Below are 23,732 nucleotides of genomic sequence, written 5' to 3'. Positions count from 1 at the left end.
AGCAAAGTCACGTCACTTTTGTTGGCAGAATTAACTCTGTGCACATTTTTTCATAAATGTTAAAATGTGTATGAAGAGGGTATATACTTCTCGTTACGAAAAGGGAGGGGCCGGCGTTCGTTTACCTCAAGGATTTTTTACTCAATATTTTTATCATTTTTTCCCCGCTTGTCTTCTATCCCTATCTGTATAAAAACAGAAGCAACGTATTTTATCACCGGTTACTTTTGTATGTCCTCTTCGCAGCAGCCTTGCTGCTGAGCATGTCGTTTCCGGTAAAAGTAAATGAAATCACGTATGATTTTCGGTCGGTGCCCTTGGCGATCGCTTCTCTTTACGGTGGGCCTGTCGTATCTATTTTGCTCTACGCGACCTTACTCATTTATCGATTTCTGCTAGGCAATCCCAACAATGTTCTTTATGCGCTATCCATACTGCCGAGCTTTGTCTTTGTTCTTTTGCTGTACAAAAACTATCCGTATCAGAAGCTGTATCAAAAAATTGCCGTGGCGATTCTGTTGTGTACGGCGATAAAGCTCACTACATTTTCGACGTATTTTTTCATCACGCAAGGAAGCTTGCAGCAAGTAATCCAGCAGCCACTCGCAACCCTGAATACCTATATTCTGCAAGCAGTTATCATCGGTGTGTGCGTGTATGCCATGGAGTTTTTGCAATCGTACTTTTATATGCAAGAAGAGGTCATCAAAAGCGAAAAAACCAAAATCGTCAGTGACATGGCAGCTTCGGTCGCCCATGAGATCCGCAACCCGCTGACAACCGTAAGAGGCTTTATCCAATTGCTCGCTGCCGATGATGTGGACAAGCAAAAGAAACAGTTCTATCAAAGAATTTGTTTGGAAGAACTGGATCGTGCGCAGCTCATCATCAGTGATTATTTATCCTTGGCAAAGCCAGATCCAGAATCGATGGAAATCATCTGCGTGCACGAAGAGATCACCTATTTATCGAATCTGCTGATCACGTACGCCAATTACAACAATATCCAAATTCACAAAGCGCTTCCTGAGGATCAAGCGCTCCAGATCATCGGGGATCGCTACAAATTCCGTCAAGCTTTGATCAATATCGGGAAAAATGCGATCGAGGCTCTCCGTGATGGGGGAACGCTCGAGATCAAGGCCAGCAAAAAGAACGATCATATCATCATCCATCTGAATGATACAGGGATCGGGATGACAGCGGAACAGATCAAGAGACTGGGAACACCGTATTATTCCACCAAGGATAAAGGGACAGGGCTGGGAACAATGGTCTCATTTGGGATCATCAAAAAAATGAACGGCAAGATCGAAATCACCAGTGAGCCTGGTAAAGGAACCGAGTACAAGCTCATATTTCCAAGCAGCTCAGAATCTGCTTACTAACAAGGCTTCGTCCAATCGCGGATGAAGCTTTTTCTTGTTGCGTTTCAAGCATGACTAGGTCAGTAGGGTGCGGGTAAGGCATTCACACAACATAACATTTATTATGTAAACAAATGACTGTGCGAATTAAATGGAGGCGCGAGTGAGCTATAAATCAATCAAAAGCTCGATCGCAATCGAAAGGCACATAACAAAATGATGGAAACACTCCATCGTCCTTTTGATACTCAACTGTCTTACCTCCTTTCTCTCCGTGCAAACATCGTATGCCGAAGTAGCGAGGCTAGAAGGCAGCGGGTGAAATTCACGTGTAAGTGAACAGAGTGAACGAAATTCCTTAGCGATAAACAAGCTGTTTGTTCGTTAATGTTTGTTTGTGATAATTATGTTGATTTCCAGTTATCTCCTGTCTATGATAGGCATATATCTTACAAACAAAAATATTCCGTTAATGGAGTGATGAAGATGTCGCCTTCTGCCCGGCTCAACCGGCTCTTTGCTGCTGATGGAAAATGCTTTGATGTGGCCATTGATCACGGCTTTTTCAATGAGTATGCTTTTCTGTCCGGGATCGAGTCGATGGAGCGCGCTGTAAAGACGGTCGTGGCGGCCGATCCGGATGCGATTCAGCTCAGCGTCGGTCAGGCGAAGTATTTACAGCGGATTTCCGGCAGACAAAAACCGTCCCTTGTTTTGCGTATAGATGTTGCCAATGTTTACGGAAAAGAGCTGCCTAGACATTTGTTCAGCGAGATGATTCAAAATCCGGTGGAGCAGGCTCTCTCGCTGGATGCTGCTTGTGTCGTGGTCAATGTGTTCTCTATTCCGAACCAGCCTGAGGTCTATCATCAATGTATCCAGAACGTTTGTGCAATCAAACCCGCCTGTGAAAAATACGGGATGCCGCTGATGGTAGAACCGTTGGTCATGCTGCCAAATGAGCAGGGTGGCGGTTATCTGGTGGACGGGAACATCGAGAAAATCATCCCGCTTGTGCGACAGGCGGTAGAGCTGGGGGCGGATATCATCAAAGCAGATCCCTGTGACGACATCACGGAGTATCATCAGGTGATTGAAGCCGCATCTGGAATTCCTGTCTTGGTACGAGGCGGCGGAAAAGCATCGGAGGAGGAGATTCTCACAAGGACCTATCAGCTCATGCAACAAGGCGCATCCGGAATTGTTTATGGGCGAAATGTCGTTCAGCATCCGAAACCTAGGGAAATAACCCGGGCCTTTATGGCAATTGTTCATGAAGGGGCGACTGTCGAGCACGCGCTGCAAATCTTGAAAGAGGAGAATCGCTGAAGATGTCAAAAAAGAAGGTGAGATTCGGAGTCATCGGATGCGGTTTGATGGGCAAGGAGTTTGCCAGTGCCGTTTCGCGCTGGTGTCATCTTTTGGATACGGAAGCCGAGCCGCAGATCGTCGCTGTTTGTGACGCCAATCTGGCTGCTGCAAAGTGGTTCACATCCCATTTCCCCAGCATTCGTCATGTGACAAAGGATTACCGGGAGCTGCTTTCGCTGGCAGAAATCGATGCCATCTACTGTGCGGTTCCCCATCACTTGCACGCGGAGCTATACACAGCGATTATTCAGGCAGGCAAGCATTTGCTGGGCGAAAAGCCGTTCGGCATCGATCGGGTAGCGAATGAGCAAGTGATGGAAGCTATCTCGGAGCGTCCAGATGTGGTGGTGCGCTGCTCCTCTGAGCTGCCTTTTTTTCCAGGGGGCTTAAAGGTCTATGACTTTGTGCGAAAGGGAAACGTGGGGAAAGTCATCGAGGTGGAAGCAGGATTTTTACATAGCAGTGACTTGAATCCGCAAAAGCCGATCAACTGGAAGCGCCGGATCGCTACGAATGGCGAATACGGCTGCATGGGAGATCTGGGGATGCACGTCCTGCACTTGCCGCTGCGTCTTGGGTGGAAGCCGCGAAATGTGCGAGCGATTCTAAGTAAACTGGTGGAGCAAAGGCCAGAAGCAGATGGCAGTCTAGTCCCTTGTGAGACGTGGGACAACGCTACCTTGCTTTGCGAGGTGAAAGCGAATTCACATGCTTTCCCCATGAGTCTATCGATGAAGCGCATTGCTCCTGGTCATAACAATACTTGGTTCATTCGTGTGCTTGGGATGGAAGGCTCCGTCGAATTCAGTACCAAAAACCCGAAGGAATTACGTACGATGCGTTATCGGCCCGGAGGAGAGCAGGCTTGGCGCACGGAAGATTTGCCCTATGCTTCTGCATACCCGACGATTACCGGAAATATTTTTGAATTTGGCTTTTCCGATGCGATTTTGCAGATGTGGGCAGCGTTTTGCGATGAAGTCGTAAATGGCCCAAATATGCACCAGCCCTTCCCATGTGCCACTCCACAAGAAGCTGCTTTTACCCATCAGTTATTTTCGGCTGCTTTGGAATCCCATCGGAAGGGTGTGATTGTCAACCTGGAATAAGGAGTGGTAACGACATGAACTCTAAAATACCGGAAGTCGTGGTCGCCGGTCTTGTTTGTCTGGATGTCATCCCTTCCATTCAGGAAGGGAAATTACTAAAGCATTTTTTCTTGCCAGGCAAACTGATTGAGGTAGGAGCTGCGACGATCGCAACGGGTGGAGCCGTCGCCAATACAGGGGTTGCCCTGCTTCGTCTGGGGATATCGACGAGTCTCATGGGCAAAGTGGGCAATGATGAATTCGGCAGGATACTCCTTGATTCCTTGAAGAGAGTGGATCCTCGTTTGACTGAAACCATGATCGTAGCAGAGGGACAGCACACCTCTTACTCGATCGTCTTGAGCATTCCTGGTGTTGATCGCATCTTTCTGCATTGTCCTGGCGCCAATGATACATTTGTGGTTGAGGACATCAAAACCGAACAGGTCGAGCGGGCAAAGCTGTTCCATTTTGGCTATCCGCCACAAATGAAACGTATCCGCGAGGGGAATGGGCATCATCTTGCGCAGCTGATGGAAAAAGTAAAAGCTTTGGGGGTAGCCACCTCTTTGGACATGGCGATGCCTGACCCGGATGCGGAATCTGGGAACATCGACTGGGTAGGCTTCCTGCGCAAAGCCTTGCCGCATGTAGACATTTTCTTGCCCAGCTTGGAGGAAACCTTGTTCATGCTGAAGCGCTCTTATTATGATGAGCTGCAGCTTCGGGCAGGCCAGGACGGAATTTTGGCTCTTGTCGGAGAAGAAGTGATTGGCGAGCTTGCAGAAGAGCTGCTTGGTATGGGGTGCGGAATGGTTGTCATCAAGCTGGGAGAATCCGGCTTGTATCTGCAAACAGGTCCCAACAAACGGCTTCTAGAAATAGGGGCAGGGCTGATTGACGACGTGGAAAGCTGGTCCGATCGGCAGCTGTGGGCACCTTGCTTTGAAACAGATGTAAAAGGAACGACAGGTGCGGGAGATTGCACCATCGCAGGTTTTTTGGCGGGGTTGCTCAAGGGGCTTTCGCCTGAGAGCGCGATGAATCACGCCGTTGCCGTCGGTGCTTTTTGTGTGGAAGCGATCGATGCCACGAGCGGCGTGGTTCCGTGGGAGCAAGTATCCATACGGGTACAGGAGATGGGGGATCGACTTCCTTTGCGACAGAATCCTGCCTGCTGGGAGTGGCAGGAGGCGGCAACGGTATGGGTCGGACCCAAGGATCGATCGCGCGTTTAATTTTGTTTGAAAATGTTTGTTCGATAGCTTGAATAAATCAAGGCAAGTGCTTTCGCTTTCGAGGGGGAAAACCATGCTGAACAGCACGAGACAAATACAGATGAAAGAGTTTATTGAGAAACAGAAAAATGTTACGGTTCAACAATTGATCGAGCATTTTCGGGTATCGGATATGACCGTTCGCCGCGACTTGGTGCAGCTGGAAAAATTGGGTACATTCAAGCGGGTTCATGGCGGTGTCGTTTACACCGAAGATTTGGAAGAAGACATTCTGCTTTCCATTCGCGAGGATTCGCACAAGCCGGAAAAGGAGAGAATTGCCGAAAAGGCGGTTTCCCTCGTTTTGGAGGGGCAATCTGTGCTGCTGGATGCAGGCTCGACCACTCTCGAAATCGCGAGGAAGCTGCTCGCTCAAAAAAACATCACGGTCATTACCAATGCGATTAATATTGCTTCTTTGCTGTCGCAAAATGTGAATCTGCAGGTCATTATGACGGGAGGCGATGTACGTCATTCCACGCAATCGCTGGTCGGCCCCACAACCGTTCAGTTTTTACGGCAGCTGCAGGTGGATCACGCCTTTATTGGGTGCAGTGGGCTTTCCCAGCAGCGCGGTCTCATGAATTCCAACATGGTCGAGGGAGAAGTCAAGCGTACAATGATGACCGTGACCCGTCACGTCTATGTAGTCGCGGATCATACGAAATTTGAGCAAACGGCCTTCAACAGGTTCGCTGGTTGGGAGCACGTCGATGCCGTGATTTCGACCACGCAAGTAAAAGAGGAGTACCAGCGCGAGTTCCAGGAAAAAGAAAGTCCGAAGCTCATTCTCGTCTAAATTTCAGGGGGGTTTTTGTCCATGGCCAATCGTGAAGAAGTAAAGCAGCGCACGGTAGAGCTTTTACACAAAGCGGGATTATTGCTGACAGAGGAAGAGCAGAAACAAATCGAGATTGCGGATATGGGATTGGGACATCTTGAGATCGAAGGGCTGCAGCTGTTTACGTACATCAATACGGATCGTTACTGCGCCAAAGAGCTGGTGCTTTTCCCAAGGCAAACCTGCCCGGAGCATCTGCATCCACCTGTAAATGGGGAAGATGGGAAAATGGAAACGTTCCGCTGCCGTTGGGGGACGGTCTATCTGTACGTGGAAGGGGAGGAAACGCCAAACATTCAAGGCATTCCTCCCGCAGGAAAAGAAGCCTTTTACACAGCCAGACACGAAATCATTTTGAGGCCAGGCGAGCAATACACGATTCCCCCGCATACGAAGCACTGGTTTCAGGCGAGCGACGAAGGGGCAATCGTGTCCGAATTTTCCAGTACGAGCCGGGATGAGTTCGATGTGTTTACTGACCCAGGTGTAAATCGACTGGAAGGTATCAATACGTAAGACGTCATTTTGACGGAAAATTCCTAAAACAGCAGCTGAGGTATTTTAGTAAGCGCTTACTTTCGCCTTGTCAGATTCCTTACAAATGGAAAGGGGTAATCGGCAATGAAGCAGTGGAGGAAATCGCTTCTGATTGGTGTCTCAACACTCCTGACGGTTATGCTCGCCGCATGCAGTAGTACACCTGCTGGCGGGAATGGCAGTGGCAGTGCTGGAAGTGGAGCATCTGGCTCATCGGGCGGAGGGGAGTTGACTGTTGCGGGTGTCGTTTTTCAGGAAGACCAGTTCATGAAGCTGCTCTCCATTGGGTATGAGGATGCTGCCAAAGCTGCCGGAGTAAAAATCTTGACGAGCAATACAGGAAACGATCAAGGAAAAGAGGCAGAGCTGATCAATACCTACGTTGCTCAAAAGGTGAACGGAATTGCGATTGCCCCATTGAATCAGGAGTCCTCCATAGCGGCATTGCAGCGCGCGGATGAGCAAGGGGTGAAGGTAGCGGTCACGAATATCTCTTTGAGCAATGCCCCGTTCATAGTTGGCGGTTTCACGTCCGACAATCAGAACATCGGGCAGATTACGGGCAAGGAAGCAGCAGCCTATATCAAAGAAAAATTGGGCGGCAAAGCGAAGATTGCGATCATTCAATACAAGTCGCTGCTCCCTGAGCAAAGTACAGCACGCTATACCGGGTTTGTGGAAGAAGTAAAAAAGGAAAATCCTGACGTGGAGATTGTGGCCGATCAGGACGCATGGATTCAGGATAAAGCAGTAGCGGTGACAGGTGACGTACTGACCGCTCATCCGGATGTCGACATCATCTGGGCCGCAAATGAAGGCGGGACGATCGGTGCGGTCATGGCCGTTAAGAATGCTGGAAAAGCAGGGAAGATCAAAGTCTTTGGCACCGATGCCAGCGACCAGCTAATCTCCATGCTGAAAGCAGATGACGACATCCTGCAGGCGATAACTGGTCAAGATCCATACACCATGGGCTACAAGGCTATGGAGCTTTTGATCAAGCAAGTAAAAGGAGAGGACGTCAGTGCGAGCAAAGGGAAGACCGAGATTGTAGACGGTATCTTGCTCAGCCGTTCCAATCCGGATGGCATCGCCAAATTCGAAGCAGATCTGAAAGCAAAGATGGGGAAATAGGTGTTCGATTCGCATTTCCAGGGTTCCTGCAGTATGCCTCTTCTCGATTCTGCAGGGCCCGCTTTCTATTTTTGCAAGGGAATGGTGGTGGCCCAAAGTGACGAGATTGGAGACGAGAAGCATAACCAAAATATACCCTGGCACGGTTGCCTTGCAGCAAGTATCCGCTTCCTTTGAAAGTGGCAAGGTGCATGCGCTGCTCGGGAAAAATGGCTCTGGAAAGTCCACTCTGCTCAAAATCTTTTCGGGAGCGGTCCAGCCGACCAGCGGCGAGGTCGTGCTCGATGGCACCCCCTTGAAGTTCACAGACCCGAGTCAAGCATTTGCCAAAGGAATTGCTACCGTGTATCAGGAGCTAAGCCTCGTTCCCGGGATGTCCGTAGCGGAGAATATCCTGCTCGGCCGAACCCCGATGCGTGGTCCGCTCGTCAACTGGAAGCAAACGTATGCGAAGGCAAAGGAGCTATTACAAGAGCTGCGTGTGGATATACCCGCAGACGAAATGGTCTACAACTTAAGTGTCGGGCAAGCGCAGATGATCGAAATCGTAAAGGCGATGAGCTTTCGGCCAAAGGTGCTGCAGTTGGATGAACCCACCTCAGCCTTGGCGAAGAACGAGGTAGAAGCGCTCTTTGCGATGATTCGCGAATTAAAAAAGCAGGACGTGATTATCATCTACGTTTCGCATCGCTTGCACGAGCTATGGGAAATAGCGGACAGCTGCACGGTATTGCGAGAAGGCCAGTTGATTGGTACAGCACCCATGGCAAAGCTATCCCGGCGTGAGCTGATCAGCATGATGTTTGGCGATGTGGAAATTCGGACGCGTCCGAGTGATTCACGAAGGTCGGAACGGATTGTCCTGGAGGTAAAAGGATTAACCAGGAAAAACAAATGGAAAGACATTTCCTTTCAGCTGCGTGAAGGAGAAATTCTCGGAATTGCTGGGATGCTCGGCTCAGGACGTACAGAGCTGTTAAAATCCATCTTTGGCGCAGAACGTTTTGACAGCGGAGAGATTATTTATCAAGGGGAGAGCATCCCTGCCCCTACTCCTGAAAAAATGAAAAAATGGGGCTTTGCCCTGACACCGGAGGACAGAAAACAAGAAGGCTTGATTCAAATCCATTCCATCCGGGAAAATCTATGTCTTGCCAATCTCGACCAGATCCGAAAAGGTCTGTTTCTGGATCGTCAAAAGGAACTCCAGCTTGTCGATCGCCAAGTGTCTGATCTGCAAATCAAGGTGACCGACATCGAGCATCCGATCTCTTCTTTATCGGGTGGCAATCAGCAAAAAGTAGTCGTGGGAAACTGGTTGAACAGCAATCCCCGCGTCATTTTCTTTGACGAGCCGACCCGAGGTATCGATGTGAACGCCAAGCAACAAATCTTTCAAATCATTTGGGATCAGTCGCGCAAAGGCGTGTCCAGCATCATCGTTTCTTCTGAGCTGGAGGAGCTGCTGGAGGTGTGTCACCGCATATTGATCCTGCGCGATGGACAGATTGTGGGGGAATACGAACCGGAAGAGCTGCGGATGGAAGATGTGTACGCGCTGAGTATGGGAGGCGAGGAACGTGAAATCGACCCCGATCGAGGTTAACCATACAAAGAAGCAGGGCCAAGCAGCCCTATGGAGCAAAATCGTCAACAAATACGTGCTGGAGATTATCCTCCTCGTGATTATTCTATCGATGACCTTCGCTTCTCCTGGCTTCCTCACGACGGATAATCTGCTGAACATCCTGAGGAACATGGCTCTGCAGGGATGCATCGCGTTTGGCATGACGATGGTGATTATCGCAGGCGAGATTGATTTGTCGATTGGCTCGACGGTTGCTTTAACAGGTGTGATTGTCGGTCTGGTGAGCGGATGGTTGTCTGGAGCAGGCTGGATGGGAATCGACCAAGCAGCCCTCGTAGGAATCGTTGTCGCTTTTTTCGCAGCTGGCTTGCTCGGGCTTTTTAACGGATGGATACTGACCAAATACAAGCTGCCTTCGTTTATCATCACGCTCGCGATGCTCAATGTAATCTACGGGCTGGCTGCTGTTGTATCAAAAGGGTTTCCCGTTACGACGCTTCCATCCTGGTACAGCGTGATTGGCTCGGGGAAGATTTGGTCGATCCCCATCCCCGCGATCATTCTGCTCTTGGTCTTCGCAGTCGTTTTTGTCATCATGAACCATACGAAATTTGGGCGTGAGGTGTATGCCGTTGGAGGCAATCCCGAGTCAGCGCGTCTCTCCGGAATCCATGTTACCCGCGTGAAGATCATTTGCATGGTTGCCGTTCAGCTTTGTGCAGCCTTGAGCGGAATCCTCGTGTCATCGCAAGTGATGTCTGGATCGTTCAACTTTGGAAAAGGGTGGGAGATGCTGGTCATTGCGGCCGTCATTATCGGGGGAACCAGCTTGATGGGCGGTATTGGCAAGGTGTGGGGCACCTTTATCGGGCTAATCTTTCTCGGGGTACTGATCAACGCCATGGTTCTATTAAATATTAACGAGTACGTGCAATACATCGTTCGAGGCCTGTTGATTCTCATTGCTGTTCTCATTACAGCGATCCAATTTCAGAAAAAGCGTGCCCGTTAGAAGGTAAGCAGCCCGATTCTTTTCTTGGGCTGTTTTTTCGGTAGGAATAGGGGGGACAGATGGCAATGCCTGACAATCTGTGCATCGTCAAGGAAAGCAGACTGGAAAACGGAATGCTCGCTATCGAAATGCATACCCCGCTGCTGCGGGTAGTCGTCCTGCCAGCGAAGGGAGCGGATATACACAGCATTCAGTACAAAAAACGCGAAAATCTGGAGCTTTTGTGGAAAGCCCCATGGGGGGTGAGCGCGCCGGGAATGTGCATGCTGCACAGCGAAGGCTCCAAGCAGCGATGGCTGGATGCCTATCAGGGAGGCTGGCAGCTCATGTTTCCGAATGCGGGGAATGAATGTCACTATAAAGGCGCACTGTACGGCTTTCATGGAGAAGCGAGCATGGTGCCCTGGAAGTACCAGGTCGAGGAAACGGGAGAGAAGCTGCGTGTACGATTTTGTACCGATCTGACGAGATCCCCCTTTCGTCTGGAGCGGGTACTGCAGCTGGAGTCGAACACGGCGACTCTGACGATCGAAGAGAAAATCACAAACCTGGGTAGGGAAGCCATGGACTGCGAGTGGGGGCAGCATATTGCTTTCGGCGAGCCGTTTCTCTCGGAAGATTGCTCGCTTCATGTCCCAGCTCAAACGATCATCGGCGCTGTGCGAGATCAACGCTTGTCTCGATTGCCTTCTGGTCCATCCCACTGGCCGCTCGTTACTTCACACGGCACCATCCACGATATGAGCAAATTGCCGTCGCGTCACGAGCAAACAACCGATTTTGGCGTTTTATGCGACTTGTCAGAGGGCTATTACGAGCTTACGAATGGCAAGCTTGATCTGTCGGTAGGCGTTGCCTGGGATCTGCGTGTGATGCCGTATGTATGGCTCTGGCAAGAATTTCAGGGACTCAAAGACTACCCGTTTTACGGGCGCTGCTACGTCATGGGAGTGGAGCCTTGCAGTACGTTTTCAGAGGAAGGCTTGCTAGACTCGATAGAAAAAGGAGTGGCGATGCGCATCGAGCCAGCACAGTCCAAATGCTTTTCATTGAAGCTCACGGTTTTCGAAGGAAGGGGGGACAACACAGGGCACAGTGCTTGCGGAGATTGAATGATTGTATGCTAGCTTCTATACTAATTTTATCTTCGCTTTTCCGCTGCTGGTGAAAAGTGCCCAAAGGACGTGCTGCCTGATGTTTTTAATAGGAGAAATCTCAAAGCTCTTCCAAATCGATATCCGCACCTTGCGATATTACGATGATATCGACTTGTTTAAGCCTGCCCACGTCGATGAAAAAACAGGCTACCGCTACTACTCGATCGAGCAATTTGAACAGCTCAATACGATTCTGTACTTAAAGGCATTGAACATCCCGCTGAAAAATGTGAAGTACTTTCTGGAGAACCGGGATATCGATCGAATCCTGCAGTTACTGGAAGAACAACAGCGGGAAACACAAAGGCGCATCCAGGAATTTAAGCAGATTGAAAAAAAGATTGCGAGCCGCATCCATCAGATCACGGACGCCACACAGAAAGAAGAGCTGGATAAGATCAAAGAAGTGTTCATTCCGGAACGCATGATCGTTCGTCTGAAACAAAAAATTCAAAAGAACGACAGCCTGGAAATGTCTATACGCCTGCTGGAAAACAGTACGAGGATGAAGTCCACGATTTTTCTGGGGAAGGTCGGATTATTGCTTGACGTGGAAAAGGTGAAGGAACGGAGCTTTGAGGAGTACGACTCTATCTTTGTCATCATGGAAAATGAAAGCTTGGAAATGGAGGAGGCGCAGGCAACGACGCTCCCTGCTGGCCAATACGCCACGATTCGCTTTACAGGGACGCACGCCGACGCCTCTTTCTACTATGAAAAGCTCTTGGATTATTTCGAGCGGAAAGGCTACGAAATGACGGAGGATGCGATTGAAATTACGTTGATCGATTACGGTCTTACAAATGACAGATCCAAATTTGTCACCGAAATCCAGATACGAGTCAAAACGAGCAGGGAGGCAGGTTTACCCCCCGAGCAGTGATCTGGATAGCTTTAAGGCATCGATCACGATTTTAAATCCACTCTCTTTTTGTGCCCGAATGACGGATACGGCTTTTTCCCGGTCCTTGCTGCGCAGCGCCTCTACAACGGCGCGGTGCTCTTCATTGGACGCGCGCAGACGAGCGGGATCATGGTGGAAAATCATCTTTGAATTTTCGCTTCTCATGAACAGATTCTCAATCATTTCTACCAGAATAGGCGCGTGGGAGGCGCGGTAGAGCAGCTGGTGGAACTGGCGGTTGCTCGCGGTGTAGGTGGGAATGTCGTTATTCTGGATGCTTTCATCCATGCTCTGTACATAGCTTTCTAAGAGGTCCAGCTCCTCGGAAGTCGCTGCATCTACGGCAAGTCTAGTGGCAAGCGTCTCCAGTTCTACGCGAATCGTGAAGATTTCCTCCAGGTTTTTAATATTCAGAGGTGCAATTCGCGCGCCACTATGTGACTTCAGCTCGAGCAAACCATCGGAAGCCAGCTTCTTGATCGCTTCACGTACGGGAATGTCACTCACTCCAAGCTGGCGAGATACCTCTCGAATGACGAGACGGTCTCCAGGATTGTAGGCCCCGGTCAAAATTCTCTCCTTCAAATACTCGTATACTTTATCTGATTTGGTATTCCCCTCAAAATCTCCGATTGTCATGGAATAAACGCTCCCTCGAAATATGATTCTCGCAAATCCCATTCTAGTCATTCTATAGATGTAAGAAGTAGGATTCTTTTAAGAAAGAATCCACTAAAAATATATCATGTCGGATAGTAATTATATATGATTTTGCTGATTTTGTACATAATTCGTAAACGAAGGGTATTTTCGCAAACGCGTCGTGAGAAAATTCATGGAAAAAAGCTCTTGAAGTTTCGCAATATTTTTTATAATATACAGTCATGATTCAGATTATATATAATTTGACTCATCATCATATGTAATGATGAAAATTTTCCATATCATTTTGAGCAGAAGGTGAGCTGATACGATGTACGCAGAGTTGCTTGAGGGAGCGTATGACCTCCATGTACACACAGGACCTGATGTCAACGAACGGAAGCTCGATGACCTCGAGATGGCGGAGCGGGTACAACGTCTAGGAATGAAAGGCTTCGGGATCAAATCTCATTACTTCTGTACTGCAGAGCGGGCGAGATTGGTGAAGAAGCTGTATCCTGACGTCAATCCGATCGGGGCGATTGCCTTGAACTATCCGACAGGTGGAATCAATCCGATGGCAGTCGAGATGGCAGCGCGAGACGGCGCCAAAATTGTTTGGATGCCTACTTTTGATGCAGCCAATGAGCTCCGATACTTATTGGCGCAAAACAGCTATGAAGAGCTGCCCCCTTGGGCGAAGGTCCAGCTGGAGCTGAATCAGCAGGGCAAAACCCAGGCCGGTCTTTCCATTCTAGAGGATGGCAAGCTGACGGCAGCTGCCCTGGAAGTAGTGGAGATTGTGGCGCAGCGAGATCTGATCTTGGCCACCGGTCACTTGGGCAAGGAAGAAATTTATCATCTGGTTCGAGCCGCACGCGATCACGGCGTGAAAAAGGTCGTGGTCACCCATCCCACGTTTTCTTCTGTAAGCCTTTCCAAAGAGGAGCAGAAGGAGCTCACGCAGCTAGGAGCTTTCATGGAGCAGTGCTTTGGTGTCATTACACCGACGTATGGCGTGGACTGGGAACAGCTGTATGAAATGATTCGCTATGTCGGACCAGAGCGTACGATTCTTTCCAGCGACCTTGGGCAAGTGAACAATCCGTTCCCAGATGAAGGCATGGTCACTTTTGTTACCAATCTGCTGAACAATGGCTTTGGAAAAGAAGAAATCAAGCAAATGACTGCAACCAACACGACGTTTTTGGTAGAAGGCTAGAAATCCACATACACAGGAGGGAAACATATGGGGAACGCAACCATTAAGGCAGCCAACTGGAACACGATGCAGGAAGTGCTCGTACGCGAAGGAGTGACTCGAAAAGCATTCAGCGGAGAAGGGGCTACGCTCGCCCTGCACGTACTTCACCCCGGACATGAACCGAAGCCGCATCATCATTCCTACGAGCAGATTGTCTACATCGTGAGCGGCAAGGTGAATTTTCATGTGGGTGCAGAGATCGTCTATCTGGAGGCAGGAGGACTTCTCGTCGTGCCGCCCGATGTAGAGCATTACGCAGAGGTCGTGGGCGATGAGCCTGTATACAATCTGGACATCTTTACACCGAAAAGAGCAGAGTACGATGCATAGGCAGGAGAGGAACTCCACCTTCAAAGAGAGGCTGAGAGCGGGCGCGCCGCAGCTGGGGACCTTTGTGAAGATTTTTTCCGCAGAGATCATCGAGCTGTTAGGGATGGCAGGTTTTGACTTTATCGTGATCGATATGGAGCATACCACCCTGAGCTTCTCTCAGGTGGAGCAGATGGTTCGCGCAGCAGATCTCCATGGTATGACGAGCATGGTGAGGATACCGGATGCGACCAGGAGCTCCGTGCTCAGAGCGTTGGATTTGGGTGCGACGGGCATCCAGATCCCGCAGCTGTACGGAGTCGAGGAGGTCAAGGATGCTGTAGACAAAGCGAAATATCCGCCGGAAGGGTCACGTGGAGTCACTTACGCCCACCGCGCAGCAGGTTTCGGGAATACACCGCCAAACTATTTGGCAAAAGCCAACCAGCAGACAACGATAGCCATTCATATCGAAACTGAAAGCGCTTACGATCAGGTGGATGCGATCTGCCAGGTAGAGGGATGGGATGTAGCATTTATCGGGCCAGTCGATCTGGGAATATCCTTGGGAGTTGGAGCCGACTATTTGCGCGGAGGGCTCGCCCAGCCCGTCCATCGCATTTTGGAGGTTTGTCAGCAGCGGGGGAAACAAGCGGGAATCGCCGTCACGAATGAAGAGCAGTATCGTTTTGCGCTCCAACATCAAATTCCCTATATCGTATGGGCGTCCGATGTAGCTTTGTTCAAACAGGGAATAGAAGGTATCGTCAAAGTCTGTGCCTTGCGTGAAAACGCGTAAGGCGCAGTTTCCAAGCATGATAGAGCCTAAGGGGGGTTATCCATGGGGAAAGCAGCAACAGACAGCATCCTTGTAACGAAAGACCAATCCAGCGAGAAGCTGAGTGAAGAGGGAAAGAAAACGTTACTGGCAGCCTTCTTTGGATTTACAGTCGATATGATTGACGTATATTTGCCGATTATTGCCCTAGCGCCTGCGATGGTGTATTTTCAGCCGGCAGATCTTTCGCCGACAGTAGCAACGACGCTCTATTTCCTGGTATTTGTCCTGTCGCTGATTGGACGGCCGATTGGTTCGATGATCTTCGGTTATTACGGAGACAAGATCGGGCGGAGAAAAACGACCCTGGTATCCATTCTTGGCATTGCGGTCTCGACACTGTTGATTGCGCTATTGCCCGGGTATGCTGCCTGGGGACTCGGCGGCATTATCACGATGGCGATCCTCCGACTGTTTGCGGGTATTTTTATGGGAGGCGAGTATACGTCAGCGAATCCTTTGGCTATGGAGTACGCACCCAAGCAAAAGCGTGGACTGTTTGGCGGATTTATCAATGCCGGCTTTCCAGCTGGAACCATTATCGTATCCGTTGTGACGCTGGCTACCCTGAAACTATTCCCGGCGGGAGACGCGACCTCCGCTTATGCCGTGTGGGGGTGGAGAATTCCTTTTATCATCGGTGCCTTGCTATCTTTTGCCCTATTTATTTACTCCTATTATAAAGTACCAGAATCAGAGGTATGGAAAGAATCCAAAAAGGCGGATAACCCTCTCAAGGATCTATTCAGCAAAGCAAATCTTGCCCAGCTCGGCCAAGTATTTCTGGTCATGAGCGGTGTGTGGTTTGCAACCAACGCAATCATTTCGTCGTTGCCTGGTATGCTGAAGATGCTGAAGGTAGACAGTACCCTTTCCACCAATGCACAACTCATCACAAACATTGTCATGTTCTTTCTGTTTATTTTTGCAGGAGCCATCAGCCAAAAAATCGGACGAAAAGCAGTCCTCATTCTATTCGGCATCTTGGGCTTTACCGTTTCTCCGATTCTCTACTATTATCTGCTCAGCAGCGGCTACCAGAGTGCTGGTTCTCTCATCCTTTTGGTTTTGCTGGTGAACTCGCTGGTGATTCCGGTCTTTGGCGTCTTGACCTCGTACATCACGGAGCGCTTTCATACCGGAGTACGAGCTTCCGGCTATGGAGTAGGCTACAGTCTGGCACTTATCATTCCAGCGCTAACGCCATTTATCATGCTCGGTTTGCAACGCTTCATGCCGTATGTCTATACCCCGATCGTGATTCTGGTCATAGGCGGACTCTTCATTACAATAGGCGCACTGATCGGTCCCGAAACCAAAGAAGTCGACTTATAAGCGAGCAGCAACTTTTCATTGACCCTCCATCTACTGGAGGGTTTATTCTTTCTCCAAGAATAAATGAAGGAGAGGAAAATCACCGTGCTCGGAACCATTGTGAACGTCGTATTGATCATCATTGGCAGTGTGATTGGAAGTATTTTCAAGAGAGGGATGAAAGAATCCTATCAAGACATCCTGATGCAGGGAATGGGACTCGCCGTCACGGCACTTGGCGTTTTTTCCATCTCGAAGCATATGGGGAATAGTCAGTACCCGGTTTTGTTCATCGTCAGTCTCGCAGTAGGGAGTATTGTCGGGGAAAAGCTGGATATGGAGAGCCGATTTAAGAAGCTCGTCTCTCGTATCTCCAAAGGAAACCTGGCAGAGGGCTTATCGACGGCTGTGCTGCTATTTTGCATCGGTACCTTGTCCATAGTCGGACCGATTGAGAGTGCATTGAACGGCAATCAGACTTATTTGTTTACCAACGCGATCTTGGACTTGATCACATCCATGGTGCTGGCTGCAACTTTTGGCATCGGGATTGCTTTATCTGCGATCGTTTTGTTTTGTTGGCAAGGCTTTTTCTACATGGCGGCAGGGTATGTAGCCGATTTTATTACCCCCGAGCTGCTCACGGAAATTTCGATTATCGGCGGTGTCTTGATTCTGAGCTCAGGACTAAGCATTCTTGGAGTGAAGAAGTTTAAAACGATGAATCTGATACCCGCTTTGCTCTTTCCAGTGGTATATTTGACGGTGAAGAGTCTCATCGGGTTTTGACGGGACAAGTAGAAAGAAAAAAAGACGGAGTATGAAAAATGGGGGAATCGGCAGATGAGCAGCGTAGTTCGCTTGGAAGAGATCTTTTTTCAACGCCAGGAGCGCGAGGTTATTACAGATGTGCATCTCCAGATTGATCAAGGGGAGCGGTGGGTCTTTCTAGGGAGAAATGGCTCTGGCAAGACGACGATTCTAGAGCTGATCACTGGCTACTTGTTTCCCAGCAAGGGGAGTGTGCAGGTACTTGGACATACATACGGTGAATGCGATGTACGAGAGATTCGGAAGCGCATCGGGTATGTCAGCCAATCGTTATTTGAAAGACTGACCTCTCACGACCCTGTATGGGAAGTCGTCGCCACCGGTGAATACAGCTACTTGCGGATGTATGAGGAAATGCCTCCAAAGCTGAAGGAAAAAGCGTACGAGAAGCTCGAACAATTCGGCTTGACGCATCTGCATGATCAGTTGATTGGCTCTCTTTCCCAAGGAGAAAGGAAAAAAGTCATGCTTGCCCGCGCGCTCATGAAATCTCCGGATCTATTGGTACTGGATGAGGTCTGCTCCGGGCTTGACTTGTACGAGCGTGAACAAGTGCTAATGACCTTGGAAAAAACGGTTGCTGAGTCCACTTTGATCTATGTCACTCATCATTTGGATGAAATTGTCCCTCTGTTTACCCATTGCGCATTATTCGAAAGAGGGAAAATCATAGCGGCTGGTGCAAAGCATGAGGTTTTGACCACAGAAAACCTGTCGCGTGCTTATCACGTACCGCTTGAGTTGGATTGGCACAACGATAGGCCCATTCTCAAACTGCTTGGAAGTCCTCTATCGAATCCATGAGTAAGATCAGCTAGCCGAGGGTATTGCCCTCGGTTTTTTCATGGACGAGCTTCCGTGCCGGGCAGTCGACTTTCCCGACCCGAAGAATGGTACAATGGAAATGAATGTAAAAACAGGCACGATCGAAAGGATGTTGCGCATGAGCGAAGCGAACCAGGAGTTTATCGTCATTTCGGGAGCGAGGGAAAACAATCTCAAGAATGTATCGTTGCGCATTCCCAAACGGAAAATCACGATCTTCACCGGAGTATCCGGTTCTGGCAAATCCTCGATCGTCTTCGATACGATCGCCGCAGAGTCTACGCGTTTGCTAAACGAGAACTTCAGCATGTTCGTGCGTACGTTCCTGCCCCGCTATCCGCAGCCGGATACAGACGCGATCGAAAACCTGAGCATGGCTGTGATCGTGGATCAAAAGCGGCTGGGTGGCGGCTCTCATTCCACGATGGGAACAATTACCGATATATCTCCCATTCTCCGTCTGCTTTTCTCGCGAGTAGGTCAGCCCTCTATTGGACAAGCGAACATGTTCTCGTTCAACGATCCACAAGGTATGTGTCCCGAGTGTAACGGGATTGGCCGCAAGCTGGTCGTCGACATGAGCAAGGCGCTGGACATGTCAAAATCGTTAAATGAAGGGGCCATCTTGCTGCCGGACTATAAGGTGGAAAGCTGGGATTGGACGATGGTCGTGCAGTCGGGGGACTTCGATCCTGATAAGAAGCTCAGTGACTATTCGGATGAAGAACGGGAGCAGCTGCTCTTTGGCAAGGCGAGGAAAGTAAAAATGGACTTCGCCGGGAAGGCCACGAATATTACGGTGGAAGGCGTGATCGAGAAGTTCACGAACAAGTACATCAAGCAGGATGTGAAGACCAAATCAGAGCGCACGCAGAAGGCTGTTGCCCCATTCATTTCCGAGGGACCGTGCTCCAGCTGCCACGGCTCGAGACTTAGCAAGGCCGCGCTCAGCTGCAAGATCCATGGGTATAACATTGCTGACCTGTCTTCCATGGAGGTCGGACAGCTCATCCGTGTCATAGGCGAGATAGTCGATCCTGTTGCCGCACCGATCGTGCGGTCGCTGACAGAGCGGCTGGAGCATCTGGTGGATATCGGACTTGACTACTTAACGCTGGACCGCGAGACGGATACGTTGTCCGGCGGTGAGTCGCAGCGCGTCAAAATGGTGAAGCATTTGAGCGGAAGTCTGGTTGATGTTACTTACATATTTGACGAGCCGAGCGTTGGCCTGCACCCCCGTGATGTGCACCGGCTCAATGATCTGTTACAGAAACTGCGGGACAAGGGCAATACCGTGATTGTCGTCGAGCATGATCCCGATGTGATCAAGGTGGCGGATCATATTGTCGACGTCGGTCCACATGCTGGCAGCCGCGGTGGTACGATCGTGTATGAAGGAAGCTACCAGGGCCTGCTTGCTTCAGGTACATTGACCGGCAACCATATGAAGCGACCACTCCAACGAAAGCACGATTGCAGACAGCCTTCAGGCAAGCTGTCTATCAAGGATGCTACCCTGCACAATTTGCAACAGGTGAGCGTCGATATTCCAACAGGTGTGCTTACCGTAGTTACAGGCGTTGCCGGCTCGGGCAAGAGCACGCTGATTAACGAGGTCTTCCTCCGCCAACATCCGGATGCGATCGTTATCGACCAATCAGCGGTAGGAGTATCCACACGCTCGAACCCTGCGACCTACACAGGCATAATGGATGATGTACGCAAAGCGTTTGCCACGGCGAACAAGGTAAACCAAGGCTTGTTCAGCTTCAACTCGAAAGGGGCTTGCGAGAACTGCCAAGGGCTGGGAGTCGTGTATACAGACCTTGCATTTCTCGACAGCGTGAAGCTGCCATGTGAAGTATGTGGCGGTAGACGGTTCAAGGAAGAGGTGCTTGCCTATAAGCTCGACGGCAAATCCATTGCAGAAGTGCTGGAGATGACCGTGGAGCAGGCGTTGGAGTTCTTTTCGCTAAAAGAGGTTGTGCGCAAGCTGCAGGCGATGAGCGATGTGGGGCTGAATTATCTTACCCTCGGACAGCCGCTAAGCACACTCTCTGGTGGGGAATGCCAGCGTATCAAGCTGGCAAGCGAGCTGCACAAGAACGGAAGCATTTACGTGATGGACGAGCCCACGACCGGACTGCATATGTCAGATATCGGTCATCTGCTGGAAATCATGAACCGCCTCGTCGATGCCGGAAATACAGTCATCGTGATCGAGCACAACTTGGAAGTGATCAGCCAAGCGGATTGGATTATCGATATGGGGCCGGATGGAGGAAGCAAGGGCGGTCAGGTCGTGTTCGAGGGTACGCCTGAGCAGATCATCCATGCCGAGCAGTCGATTACGGGAAGATACTTGAAGTAATCCAACCAACAAGGAGGAACTGTCTGTGAGCCGAATGGATTTGCTACTGAAGGTCCTAGATTCCACATTCGATAAAGAGAGCTGGTACGCACCTTTTCAGCATGCCATACAAGGACTTACTGCTGATCAGGCGAATTGGAAGCCTCCCGGAGCGGCCACGAAAACCATCTGGGAGAATGTAAACCACCTCATTTATTACAAAGAGAGGCTCGCAGCAAATCTGGATGGGAGAGAGTGGACGCATCATCTCGATGGGGATGACACCTTCCATTATACCGATCAAACGAATGATAATCAGGACTGGCAAACGGTCGTTGTACGTGCGGAAAGCGCACAACGCAATCTCAGGCAGGTCTTGAGCAGCCTCTCCGTTGAAAAGCTCGACCAGCTTGAGGAAGAGAAGCTGCTGGACATCATGCTTCATGATGCCTATCATACAGGGCAAATCATTCAGACTAGAAAAATGCAAGGGTCTTGGCCATCGACTCGTTAAGGGAGACATAATTTTTTTATGGTTAATGCTTTCGGGGCGCTTTCTTGAGGAAGATAGCGCCTTTTTGATTTGCTCCTTTCCGTAATGAAACCAATGACGCGTAAATAGGTATGGTTGCAGGTTCTGTTTTTTGACCGACTACGGGAAGATATAAGCGGGAGGGAAGGATGGCGACTTTCTTTTTAGTCCTGATCTATTTGGCTTTCATCAGCTTGGGCTTGCCTGACTCGTTGCTAGGTGCAGCATGGCCGGTGATGCAAAAGGATTTGAAGGCCCCGATGGAGATGGCTGGCTTCCTCTTTATGAGCATTGCTGCCGGCACCATTGTATCCAGTTTAGCGAGTGGAACCGTATTGAAGCGGTTCGGTACTGGTAAAGTCACCTTGGTTAGCTGCATCATGACTGCCACCGCTTTGCTCGGAATGGCTTTTGCCCCATCGCTGTTATGGCTATGGATACTCGCCATTCCGCTTGGGCTAGGGGGTGGAGCAGTAGACGCGGGATTGAACCATTACGTAGCGGCCCATTACAAAGCGCATCATATGAGCTGGCTGCATTGCTTTTGGGGTGTTGGGGCCATGCTTGGACCGCTGATCATGGCGCCTTATATATCTGAGGAAACCCTATGGAGGCAAGGCTATTTCATTGTTGCCTGCATTCAATTTGTGTTAGTGGTGATTTTGTTCCTTACATTCCCTTTATGGGAGCGAGCAGCAGCCAATCGCGCACAGGCTCCCTTAATCGAAGCGCCTCTTATCGAGACAGAAGGTGTCCATACTTCTCATCCGCTCCAGATCAAAGGGGGGCGATTGGCACTCGCTTCCTTTTTGCTGTACAGCGGGGTCGAAGCGATGATCGGTTTATGGGGGAGCAGCTTTGTCGTCTATGTGAAAGAAGTTCCTGCAGCTGTTGCTGCTCAATGGATTTCCTTCTATTATGCGGGCATCACGGTAGGCAGGTTCATTACGGGATTTGTTACCTTTACGATAAAAAATCAATCCCTCATCCGTCTCGGCCAGTGGATAGCGTTATTTGGGGCGAGCTTGCTGATCCTGCCATTGCCGCCATTTGTTTCACTAGCAGGCTTGATCATTGCGGGGCTCGGCCTTGCTCCGATCTATCCATGCATGCTCCATGAAACACCGAGACGCTTTGGAAGGGAAAACGCTCCGTCCATGATAGGCTATCAAATGGCGTTCGCTTATACGGGAAGCACTTGTCTGCCGCCGCTTTTTGGTTTTTTGGCGTCCCAAACATCCATTGCCATTTTTCCGTGGGCAATTGTCCTGAGCGCTGCGGGAATGCTCTTTTTTACGGAAAAGCTGAATGCCCTGTTGAAAGGAAAGCATGCTTTGCTCGAGAAAAACAGCAGGTCCCTCTAGGCTTGAATGGCCTGCTGCTACGGTTTGCGATTAAATCCTCCTTTAATTTTGCCTGTGCTAGTCACCTTCACCTCGACCTTTACACTTCCGAGCGATTTTTTATCTAAAAAGAAGGGCTTATTTTTTGTCAGGCGATGAAAATCAGCAGGGAAATCACGGTAGATGATTTCGCGTAATTGGTAAGGATCGCATTTGAGAGCCACGCTTTTCGCAAACGTTTTTCTCAGCTCCGCTTCGATGGCCTCCCCGGCATGCAGCTCAAGCTGACTCGTCGGAATATCATCGAACTGCTCGTAAATCGTCCCTTCTACTTTTACATGTAAATCAAACGTAACGGTATTTCCCTTGATGTGAGGTGTCGCTTTAAAGCGGGGATGCGTCATCATGATCACGATACCCGAAGGGACTTCGGATGGTACGCGAAGCGGGGTTTTTTCGAGCTCGCGATTTGTCCAGCGTATTCCTTTTAACTCGTAGAGCGGCATCCACGTGTTTAACCGATGATTTTCAAAAAAGTAAGCGCCAGATATCATGAACATTCCTTTTTTCTTGTGATCTTCGCGCCAGTTCTTCTTGGAGATGGCGATCGAGGGAATCATAGCCGGGTTCCCTTTTTCATTCAAACTGGCGATGGCATGGTTTCCGTTCAGGGGAACTAAGAAAGATTTTTGGCTGCTCATTTGCACGCCTGTAAACATGATTGTGTCCAACGGAGAGAGGTTAAAGATCGACTTTTGCGTCAAGATGTCCGTCAGATTTTCTTTGGTACCATAGACGAGGATATTGTAGCGAATTTCACGATTGCGATTTAACGTGCTGCATATTTCGGCGATTCCCTGTGTCATGGCTCTCTCCGTCACTACTACCGTTTTGAGATGTCCCCAAAACAAAGGGTATTGGGAGGAAGCATTGATTTCCGTCAGCGAACCAGACAGACTTTGTCCATCTCCAACACCAATCCAGATCGGAACGGGCTTTCCTAGCACGGAATCTTCTGAGCGGGCGATATTGCTGAAATTCAAAACTTGCACATAGGATACATACTTGCCATCGATATAATCAACACCAAGAGCAGTCACATAGGCCAAATTCTGAATGTCCCGCGAGTTTCCGCATCCTGAAAGGAAAAAGAGAAGGACGAGCAGGGAATGGACAAAAATGCGGCCTACCTTCAATGCGCACAC

At 49.7% G+C, this 23,732-nt stretch carries 22 protein-coding genes; 20 read left to right on the top strand and 2 right to left on the bottom strand.

Annotated elements, in window-relative coordinates; genetic code table 11:
• Positions 1–83: 83 nt before the first annotated feature.
• The 11 genes from EDM59_RS05950 (at position 84) to EDM59_RS05900 (ending at position 12,255) form a co-directional block, all read left to right on the top strand.
• Entirely contained in the window at positions 84–1,388 is a 1,305-nt protein-coding gene (locus tag EDM59_RS05950; RefSeq protein ID WP_342769195.1) for an ATP-binding protein, read from the top strand.
• Between the two features lie 465 nt (positions 1,389–1,853).
• Positions 1,854–2,696, top strand: a complete 843-nt coding sequence (locus EDM59_RS05945; RefSeq protein ID WP_122922752.1) for a class I fructose-bisphosphate aldolase — start codon at positions 1,854–1,856, stop codon at positions 2,694–2,696.
• A gap of 2 nt (positions 2,697–2,698) precedes the next feature.
• Entirely contained in the window at positions 2,699–3,847 is a 1,149-nt protein-coding gene (locus tag EDM59_RS05940; protein ID WP_122922751.1) for a Gfo/Idh/MocA family protein, read from the top strand.
• A 14-nt stretch (positions 3,848–3,861) separates the two neighbouring features.
• Positions 3,862–5,064, top strand: coding sequence for a carbohydrate kinase family protein (locus tag EDM59_RS05935; protein ID WP_122922750.1), 1,203 nt, complete (start codon positions 3,862–3,864; stop codon positions 5,062–5,064).
• Positions 5,065–5,137: 73 nt separating this feature from the next.
• Positions 5,138–5,902 (top strand): DeoR/GlpR family DNA-binding transcription regulator, encoded by a 765-nt coding sequence (locus EDM59_RS05930; RefSeq protein ID WP_122922749.1) that lies wholly within the window; start codon positions 5,138–5,140, stop codon positions 5,900–5,902.
• 21 nt (positions 5,903–5,923) lie between these two features.
• On the top strand, positions 5,924–6,460 hold the full coding sequence (locus tag EDM59_RS05925) for a D-lyxose/D-mannose family sugar isomerase (protein ID WP_122922748.1): 537 nt from the start codon (positions 5,924–5,926) through the stop codon (positions 6,458–6,460).
• Between the two features lie 105 nt (positions 6,461–6,565).
• Positions 6,566–7,615: a substrate-binding domain-containing protein gene (locus EDM59_RS05920; RefSeq protein WP_122922747.1), complete on the top strand. Its 1,050-nt coding sequence runs from the start codon at positions 6,566–6,568 to the stop codon at positions 7,613–7,615.
• Positions 7,616–7,712: 97 nt separating this feature from the next.
• Entirely contained in the window at positions 7,713–9,221 is a 1,509-nt protein-coding gene (locus EDM59_RS05915; RefSeq protein ID WP_122922746.1) for a sugar ABC transporter ATP-binding protein, read from the top strand.
• On the top strand, positions 9,196–10,215 hold the full coding sequence (locus EDM59_RS05910; protein ID WP_122922745.1) for an ABC transporter permease: 1,020 nt from the start codon (positions 9,196–9,198) through the stop codon (positions 10,213–10,215). Before EDM59_RS05915 ends, EDM59_RS05910 begins: the two co-directional genes overlap by 26 nt.
• 59 nt (positions 10,216–10,274) lie before the next feature.
• On the top strand, positions 10,275–11,327 hold the full coding sequence (locus EDM59_RS05905) for a DUF4432 family protein (protein WP_122922744.1): 1,053 nt from the start codon (positions 10,275–10,277) through the stop codon (positions 11,325–11,327).
• A gap of 82 nt (positions 11,328–11,409) precedes the next feature.
• Complete coding sequence (locus EDM59_RS05900; protein ID WP_122923394.1) at positions 11,410–12,255, top strand: MerR family transcriptional regulator; 846 nt, start codon at positions 11,410–11,412, stop codon at positions 12,253–12,255.
• On the opposite strand, the gene EDM59_RS05895 is transcribed toward EDM59_RS05900, so the two are convergent.
• On the bottom strand, positions 12,238–12,915 hold the full coding sequence (locus EDM59_RS05895; protein ID WP_183192820.1) for a GntR family transcriptional regulator: 678 nt from the start codon (positions 12,913–12,915) through the stop codon (positions 12,238–12,240). The two genes, EDM59_RS05900 and EDM59_RS05895, sit on opposite strands and share 18 nt — an antisense overlap.
• A 334-nt stretch (positions 12,916–13,249) precedes the next feature.
• Here EDM59_RS05895 and EDM59_RS05890 point away from each other — a divergent pair, with 334 nt between their 5' ends.
• From EDM59_RS05890 to EDM59_RS05850, 9 genes are all read left to right on the top strand, one after another.
• Complete coding sequence (locus EDM59_RS05890) at positions 13,250–14,140, top strand: DUF6282 family protein (protein WP_122922742.1); 891 nt, start codon at positions 13,250–13,252, stop codon at positions 14,138–14,140.
• A gap of 27 nt (positions 14,141–14,167) precedes the next feature.
• Entirely contained in the window at positions 14,168–14,512 is a 345-nt protein-coding gene (locus EDM59_RS05885) for a cupin domain-containing protein (protein ID WP_092269795.1), read from the top strand.
• Complete coding sequence (locus EDM59_RS05880; protein WP_183192819.1) at positions 14,505–15,290, top strand: HpcH/HpaI aldolase family protein; 786 nt, start codon at positions 14,505–14,507, stop codon at positions 15,288–15,290. Before EDM59_RS05885 ends, EDM59_RS05880 begins: the two co-directional genes overlap by 8 nt.
• A gap of 42 nt (positions 15,291–15,332) precedes the next feature.
• Entirely contained in the window at positions 15,333–16,664 is a 1,332-nt protein-coding gene (locus EDM59_RS05875; RefSeq protein WP_122922740.1) for an MFS transporter, read from the top strand.
• A gap of 84 nt (positions 16,665–16,748) precedes the next feature.
• Positions 16,749–17,432, top strand: coding sequence for a DUF554 domain-containing protein (locus EDM59_RS05870; RefSeq protein ID WP_122923393.1), 684 nt, complete (start codon positions 16,749–16,751; stop codon positions 17,430–17,432).
• A 54-nt stretch (positions 17,433–17,486) separates the two neighbouring features.
• Positions 17,487–18,278, top strand: a complete 792-nt coding sequence (locus EDM59_RS05865) for an ABC transporter ATP-binding protein (RefSeq protein WP_122922739.1) — start codon at positions 17,487–17,489, stop codon at positions 18,276–18,278.
• 139 nt (positions 18,279–18,417) lie between these two features.
• Entirely contained in the window at positions 18,418–20,673 is a 2,256-nt protein-coding gene (locus EDM59_RS05860; RefSeq protein ID WP_122923392.1) for an ATP-binding cassette domain-containing protein, read from the top strand.
• A 25-nt stretch (positions 20,674–20,698) separates the two neighbouring features.
• Positions 20,699–21,166 (top strand): DinB family protein, encoded by a 468-nt coding sequence (locus EDM59_RS05855; protein ID WP_122922738.1) that lies wholly within the window; start codon positions 20,699–20,701, stop codon positions 21,164–21,166.
• Positions 21,167–21,333: 167 nt separating this feature from the next.
• Entirely contained in the window at positions 21,334–22,548 is a 1,215-nt protein-coding gene (locus EDM59_RS05850; RefSeq protein ID WP_122922737.1) for an MFS transporter, read from the top strand.
• Between the two features lie 17 nt (positions 22,549–22,565).
• Here EDM59_RS05850 and EDM59_RS05845 read toward each other — a convergent pair whose 3' ends face one another.
• Entirely contained in the window at positions 22,566–23,732 is a 1,167-nt protein-coding gene (locus tag EDM59_RS05845; protein WP_425455927.1) for a Ger(x)C family spore germination protein, read from the bottom strand.

This window comes from Brevibacillus nitrificans (assembly GCF_003710965.1).
In the GTDB taxonomy this organism is placed as follows: Bacteria; Bacillota; Bacilli; order Brevibacillales; family Brevibacillaceae; genus Brevibacillus; species Brevibacillus centrosporus.
This window is presented reverse-complemented; position numbering and strand designations above follow the sequence as displayed.